The following is a 1202-nucleotide window of genomic DNA, read 5'->3' on the forward strand; positions in this document are numbered from 1 at the left end:
ACCCTGGATGGGCTGCGGCAGGTTTTTGGATTGGCCACGCTAGGGGAGATGCCGGATGATATCGCCCTGTTGGTGTTGAGCAGGAATCTTTGATGAGTACTGGTAGAATCCAGTTCGCCGAGCAGGACGGCACCTTCGTCCTCAAGTTCGTCGGTGAAGTTCGCCTGACCCTGTGTTCGGCGTTGGATGCGACTATAGAAAAAATCTTCACCGCGAAGAATTTCAACGCGATCGTGATCGATTTGACCGAAACCCGCAGCATCGACAGCACCACCCTGGGCCTGCTGGCCAAGCTGTCGATCCTGTCGCGGCAACAGGTCGGCCTGCTGCCGACCGTCGTCACCACCCACGAAGACATCACCCGTCTGCTGCAGTCCATGGGCTTCGAGCAGGTGTTCAACATCGTCGACAAGCCGATACCCTGCCCGGAATGCCTGGACGACCTGCCAGACCAGGATCAGTCCGAAGAAGTGGTGCGGATCAAAGTGCTCGAAGCGCACAAAATCCTCATGGGCCTGAACGACACCAATCGTGAAGCGTTCCATGATCTGGTGAATGCGCTGGAGCGCAATTGATCCCCTGATGTGATGTGGGCCTTGTCTGGCCCCATCGCGAGCAAGCTCGCTCCCACAGGTTTTTCGTTCAGCACACTACCTCAGCCATCCCGCAAATCCCTGTGGGAGCGAGCCTGCTCGCGATGGCGTCCGCAAGAACCCCGCATCAACAAAAAGGGCGAACCCACCAAGGTTCGCCCTTTTTGCATCACACCCACTAAGATCACAGCTTGGCCTCCCACAGTATTTTCGTTCAGCACACGACCTCAGCCATCTCGCAAATCCCTGTGGGAGCGAGCTTGCTCGCGATGGCGTCCGCCAGAACACCACGCATTACCCAGCATCCACAAAAAAGGGCGAACCTGTGAGGGTTCGCCCTTTTTGCATTTCACCGCTTGGCCTGCAACAACGCTCAAGCTCCGAATTGATGTGGGCCGGACTGGCCCCATCGCGAGCAAGCTCGCTCCCACAGGTTTTTCGTTCAGCACACGACCTCAGCCATCYCGCAAATCCCTGTGGGAGCGAGCTTGCTCGCGATGGCGTCCGYCAAAACACCACACATTACCCAGCATCCACAAAAAAKGGCGAACCTGTGAGGGTTCGCCCTTTTKGCATTTCACCGCTTCAGATCACAGCTTGGCCTGCAAC

General features: G+C 57.1%; 2 protein-coding genes. Both read left to right on the forward strand.

Annotation, left to right across the window (positions count from 1 at the left end; all coding sequences use genetic code 11):
* Positions 1–93 (forward strand): hypothetical protein (locus ACXRVY_RS30200; protein ID WP_458239100.1); only part of this gene is annotated, 93 nt, incomplete at its 5' end.
* On the forward strand, positions 93–575 hold the full coding sequence (rssC, locus tag ACXRVY_RS30205; protein ID WP_223462651.1) for an anti-sigma factor antagonist RssC: 483 nt from the start codon (positions 93–95) through the stop codon (positions 573–575). The genes ACXRVY_RS30200 and rssC, both read left to right, overlap by 1 nt.
* Positions 576–1202 lie beyond the last annotated feature (627 nt).

It is taken from the genome of Pseudomonas sp. P5_A2_2 (assembly GCF_054177685.1).

What these genes read in the sequence shown, in the direction of transcription:
- rssC (WP_223462651.1), top strand. Translation starts at nt 93, where the DNA reads ATGAGTACTGGTAGAATCCAGTTCGCCGAGCAGGACGGCACCTTCGTC.